This is a genomic window from uncultured Campylobacter sp. (assembly GCF_938040115.1).
Taxonomy (GTDB): domain Bacteria; phylum Campylobacterota; class Campylobacteria; order Campylobacterales; family Campylobacteraceae; genus Campylobacter_A.
Map to the genome: position 1 here is coordinate 1 of NZ_CALHXD010000318.1, position 5,579 is coordinate 5,579.

General features: G+C 47.3%; 5 protein-coding genes and 1 pseudogene. All 6 read left to right on the plus strand.

The window, feature by feature from the left end:
* Positions 1–199: pseudogene (locus Q0314_RS10730) on the plus strand (GlcNAc transferase); the annotation flags it as partial.
* Positions 165–1,307 (plus strand): CCA tRNA nucleotidyltransferase, encoded by a 1,143-nt coding sequence (locus Q0314_RS10735; RefSeq protein WP_298058887.1) that lies wholly within the window; start codon positions 165–167, stop codon positions 1,305–1,307. The pseudogene Q0314_RS10730 and the gene Q0314_RS10735, both read left to right, overlap by 35 nt.
* A gap of 189 nt (positions 1,308–1,496) precedes the next feature.
* Positions 1,497–1,976, plus strand: a complete 480-nt coding sequence (locus Q0314_RS10740) for a tRNA (cytidine(34)-2'-O)-methyltransferase (RefSeq protein ID WP_298058889.1) — start codon at positions 1,497–1,499, stop codon at positions 1,974–1,976.
* The gene (locus Q0314_RS10745) at positions 1,973–3,310 is read left to right on the plus strand and encodes an endonuclease/exonuclease/phosphatase family protein (protein ID WP_298058891.1); all 1,338 of its coding nucleotides are present in this window, start codon (positions 1,973–1,975) and stop codon (positions 3,308–3,310) included. The genes Q0314_RS10740 and Q0314_RS10745 overlap by 4 nt, the downstream gene beginning before the upstream one ends.
* Complete coding sequence (locus tag Q0314_RS10750; RefSeq protein WP_298058893.1) at positions 3,297–3,425, plus strand: hypothetical protein; 129 nt, start codon at positions 3,297–3,299, stop codon at positions 3,423–3,425. Before Q0314_RS10745 ends, Q0314_RS10750 begins: the two co-directional genes overlap by 14 nt.
* Positions 3,422–5,455, plus strand: a complete 2,034-nt coding sequence (gene glyS / locus Q0314_RS10755; protein ID WP_298058895.1) for a glycine--tRNA ligase subunit beta — start codon at positions 3,422–3,424, stop codon at positions 5,453–5,455. Before Q0314_RS10750 ends, glyS begins: the two co-directional genes overlap by 4 nt.
* Positions 5,456–5,579: the final 124 nt, after the last annotated feature.

The following is a 5,579-nucleotide window of genomic DNA, read 5'->3' on the forward strand; positions in this document are numbered from 1 at the left end:
AGCCTTTGAAGTCGAGGTTGCGAATTTTACGGGCGAGGAGATATTTCTAAAAAACCTAAAAGAGCGCGTTTTGGTGCTTTTTGAAGGGCTAAACGCAACTAGTGAGGAAAATCTAAAAGACAGGCTCTCGCTCACGCTTAAATTTTTAGAATTCGTGCTGGCAAATGTCGAAAATCGGCTCGAAAATCTGCAAAAATAAAAATCTAAAATGGTTGCGAGATTTTCTAGCGCCGCACACCAAGCGTGCGTATATCGTCGGTGGCTGCGTTCGCGACGCGATGCTCGGTAAAAAAATATCCGACTTTGACGTTGAAATTTACGGTATCGACCCGGCTAAATTTGACGCGCTGATGGCGCAAATCGGCGCTTGCGGCGTGGGCAAAAACTACTTCGTTTATAAATTTAAAAATTTCGACCTTTCCTTACCGCGAACCGAAAACAAAACGAGCGAGGGGCACAAGGCCTTTGAAGTCGCATACGCCGATGACGAGCGCGAGGCGTCTTTGCGCCGAGACTTTACCGTAAACGCGATGATGATAAATATCTTTGACGGCTCGTTTTTGGACTTTTACGGCGGAGAGTGCGACCTAAAACGCGGCATCTTGCGCCATATCGACGATGAAAAATTCGCCGAAGATAGCCTGCGCGTACTGCGGGCGGTGCAGTTTAGCGCACGGCTAAATTTCCGTATCGCGCGCGATAGTTTGGGGCTGATGAAACGCCTAAGTATCAGCGACCTTAGCCGAGAGCGCATAAACGGCGAGCTGATGAAGCTTTTTGGCGCCAAATTTCAAGAGGTTGGCTTTTTGTATCTTTATAAACTAGGTCTTTTGGGTAAAATTTTCGGGCTAAATTTGAGCCGCGCCGAGGCGGAAAAATTTGCCGCAAAGCTAAAAAGTGCGGTTAAATTTCTACCTAAACAAAACGGCAAAAAAGACGAGCGCGAGTTTTTGTATCTTTTAAACGGCTATTTCGGCGTTAAAAATTTTTACGATTTAGCACTGCCGAAAAGCTTTGAAGCTTGCGTTAAAGAGCCGTTTTTTTCGCGGCGCCCAAGCGATGGCGAGCTGCTTAAAATCGCGCTAGATAAACCGCTAAAAAGCTGGCTCGGGCTAAACTCGCTCAGCCTCATAAAAAGAGCTAAAAATTTAGGCGTTTATGAGGCTAAATTTGAACCCGCTATCGATACGGCGGAGATTTTAAAGCTCGGCTTTAAAGGCGCTGCGATCGGTGCTGAGATAAGGCGCAGGCAGGATTTAGCGATAGAAAAATTTTTAAACGAAAAGTCAAGCTCGGCTAAAAATTAACCTAGTTAAAAGCGCAAATTGGCTAAAATCAAGCCCTATTTTAAAGAGGCGAAAGTGGAAAAAACTTCAAATATAAATTTTCAAAATAAAAATATTCTTTTTAGTATAAGTTTTGCAAAAAGCCTAAATTTGAGCGACTCGGCAAGTACTTTTGTGGCTTTTAAAGCGCAGGCTAAGGCGGCTTTTTAAATGTTTAATATTGTCCTCGTTCATCCTCAAATTCCCCAAAATACGGGCTCGATCGGACGTATGTGCGTAAATGCAAACCTTAAGCTTCATATAATCAAACCGACCGTTTTTGATATCAGCGAAAAGGCTGTTAGGCGCGCGGGGCTTGATTATTGGGCGCGACTAAATCCGGTGATTTGGGAGAGTTTGGACGAGTTTTTACGCGCAAACGCCGCTTACGAGGATAGATTTTTTTACGCGACGACGAAGGCGCATAAATTTTACTTTGAAGCGGAGTTTAAAAAGGGCGACTTTTTGTTTTTTGGCGGCGAAAGTACGGGGCTGCCTATGGAGCTGATGGAGCGAAATTTCGCAAACGCGATCAAAATCCCGATGGGCGAGCATGGCAGAAGCTTAAATTTAGCCACGAGCGCAGGTATCATCGCCTATGAGGCTATCAGGCAAAATTTCGCCCAGTCAGGCCTTGGAAGCGCATTATGAAATTTGCGGCAAATAGGCTTTTTGCGCTCATTTTTGCAGTGCTGTTTTTCGCCGTTTTTGCGGCGGGCGCCGAGCTAAAGATCGCTACGTTTAACGCGCAAAATTTATTTGACGCTAAAAACGACGGCAGCGAGTATAAGGATTTCGTCGTCGGAAAATCAGAATGGAACGAGAAAAAAGCAAGCGCCAAATTTAAAGCCGTAAGTGCAAAGATAAAAGAGCTAAACGCTGATATCATCGCGCTTCAAGAGATCGAAAACGAGCAAATTTTAAAAGAGCTGATGAGGGAGGCGGGCTATAAATATTTTGCCTTTTCAAAAGGCAAAAACGGTCCCGTAGGCCTAGCCGTGCTGTCTCGCGTAAAGCCTGAAAAAACGCAAATTTTTAGCGTTCCAAACGTAAAAACAAGAGATATTTTAAAGCTTGATTTTGAAGTGGATGGGCAAAAATTTAGTCTTTTAAATTTGCATTTTCCTGCGAGAAAAAACCCCTTAAAACAGCGAAAAACCGCCTTTATCACGCTAAAATCAGCCTTAGCTGATACCAAAAAGGTCGTGGTTTTGGGCGATTTTAATACGCCTTACGGAGATAAAGAACTGCTGGGCGATCTTGCGACTAGCAAAAATTTAGCCAATCTCTGGGCGTTTTTGCCAAAGCACGAGCGCTACTCGCACACGAGCCTAAACGCGCTTGATCACGTCCTGCTCTCAAAAGACGCGCTTAGCCAAAACTATGTCTTAAATAGCTTTAAGATTGAGCGTGACGGAGCGCAAATTTCGGATCATTTCGCGCTGGTTTTTAGGCTAAATTTTGATAAAAACGCTAAAAATACGCTGCAAAATATCGCCGAAGCGCGGGTTGGCGAGCTAACAAAAAAGTCAAATTTGCCCGTTTTGCTAAAACACGCTACGGTTGTGCAAAAAGATAAAAAAGGCTTTACGCTAGCGCAAGATAAGCGCGGCATCTACGTGTACGAGCCAAAAAACGACGCAAAACCCGGCCAGGTCATGGACGTAGCGGTAAACCGCCTAGACGAGTTTAAGGGAAATCTTGAGATCAGTTCGCATTATGCGGTAAAAATTTACGACGAAACGCAAGATCCACGTGAGCAGATGCTGGAGGCTAAAAACATAAAGCAAGCGCGCGCGGGCGACGTATTTGATCGTATCGGCTGCGAGGTGCGAAACGGCAGGCTCTATACGCCATACGGAGATATTAAAATTTACGGAGCAAAGGGCAAACCGCGCAACGAAAAAGCGGCAGTTTTTACGTCCGTCCGCGTAGTGAATTATAAAAACGAACCTCAAATTTGGATAGAAAATGAAGATAATTGACGCGTTGGTGCTGGTCGCATTCGTGCTTTTTATGATATTTTTGATGCGCGGATTCGTCACGCAGACGCTTGAGAGAAGCAAAAGAAGACAAAATTTAAAAAAGGATAAAAAATGAGCGAAACAAAAGAACTGATCGTGGAGATCGGCGTCGAGGAGCTGCCGGCGATCCCGTTTTTAAAAGAGTGCGGCAACGTCGCGGCGAAGTGGCGCGAGACGCTAGCGCAAAACGGCCTAGATAGCGAGTGCGAGTTTTATTACACGCCGCGCAGGATCGCGTTTTACCACCCGAAATTTGCGGTGCGTCAGGAAGACGGATTTAGCGAGTTTATCGGCGCGCCAAGGCAAGTCGCGCAAAAAGACGGTGTATGGACGCCCGCCGCGCTAAGCTTTGCTAAAAAATGCGGTATCGCAGAGTCCGAGCTAAAATTTGAGACCGTCGGCGGCAAAGAGGTGCTCTACTACAAAAAGCCGGTCGCGGGCAAGCCTAGCGCGGAGCTTTTGGGCGATATGATCGAGAAATTTTTGCTCAGCTTAAATTTCGGCAAATCTATGCGCTGGGGCGAGGGTAAATTTGAGTTTATCCGTCCGATTCGCTCTTTTTTATGTCTGCTTGGAGACGAGGTCGTTAAATTTAATAAATTTGACGTGGAAAGCGGCGATACGATTTTCATGCACAGAAGCGTAGGCTACGATAAATTTGCCGTCAAAAACGCGAAAGATTATTTCGCCGCGATGCCTAAAATCGGCGTAATCCTCGATCAAAATGCGCGCCGAGAGAAAATTTTGAGCGAATTTAAACAAATCGAAGCCAAAAACGGCGTAACGGTCGAGGTGGACGAGGCGCTGCTAGACGAAGTCGTAGCGATCACAGAGCATCCGACCGCGCTGCTGGGCGGCTTTGAGCGAGAGTTTTTGGAGGTGCCTAGCGAGGTCATCATCACCTCGATGAAGGAAAATCAGAGGTATTTTCCGGTTTTTGAGGGCGGCAAGCTCGCTAATCGCTTCGTAGTAGTTAGCAACGCTATCTCGCCAGAGCCGGCGCTCATCGTGAAAGGCAACGAAAAAGTACTTCGCGCGAGGCTTAGCGACGCGATGTTTTTCTGGCGCAGCGACCTGGCGCATGAGTTTGGTCCGGAAAAGCTAAAAAACATCACCTATCTAAAGGAGCTTGGCAGCACATACGATAAAAGCGTGCGCGAGCTGGGCGTCGCAAAGCGGCTGGCTAAAATCTGCGCCGATAGGCTAAAAGCGTGCGCGGGAGAGGGCTACGAGGCGCTGCTGGAGCGCGCCGTGATGCTGAGCAAGGCTGATCTAACCACGCAGATGGTGTATGAATTTACCGAGCTTCAGGGCGTGATGGGCGGCTACTACGCGGCGGCTAAGGGCGAAAACGAAAACGTCGTAACCGCAATCAAGGAGCAGTACTTGCCAAGCGGCGAGGCTAGCGCGCTACCTAGCACTATCTTTAGTTCCGTCGTCGCGCTCGCGATCAAGCTCGAGACGTTAATCGGGCTCTTTAGCGCGGGTAAGATCCCAAGCGGCAACAAGGACCCGTATGCGCTGCGCCGCGCGGCTAACGGCGTTATAAAGATAATCCAAAACGAAAATCTAAACCTTGATATCGCGGCGTTTTTGCGCGAGACGGCGGAGGGCTACGCCAAATTTGACGTCGAGGCGCTGATAGGATTTATATTTGATAGGCTTTATACATTTTTTGACGTGAACCCGTCCGTCGTAAAGGCTTGCCTGGCTAGCAAAAAGGGCGACGTACTCGCGCAGTGCGAGGCGATCGACGCTCTAGGCGCTATCTGCGCGGCAGATGACTTTAGGCAAAATTTCAGCACGTTTAAGCGCCTGGCAAATATCATAAAGGATGAAAATTTCGGCGCAGTAGATGAGGCGAAATTTGAAAATGAGAGCGAGAAAAAGCTAAACGACGCCTTTAAGGCCGCGGTAAAAGCAGGCGGCTCATACAGCGAACGCCTAAAAAATCTTTTCGGTCTAAAAGCCGCGATAGACGAGTTTTTCGACAACGTAATGATAAATGCCCAGGACGAGCTCGTGCGCAAAAACCGCCTTGCGCTCGTAGGGCAAATTTACGCGGAATTTCTTAAGATCGCCGATATAAAAGAGATAAGCTTATAAACGCTAGAAGCGGTGATGCCGCTTCTAAACTCGGCTATGCTCTGGCTTGGTATCGGAGCTAGCGGCCTTGGATACTTTTTATGGAACAAAGGCGCATGCGAGGTAGATAGCGGAACTCTAGCCA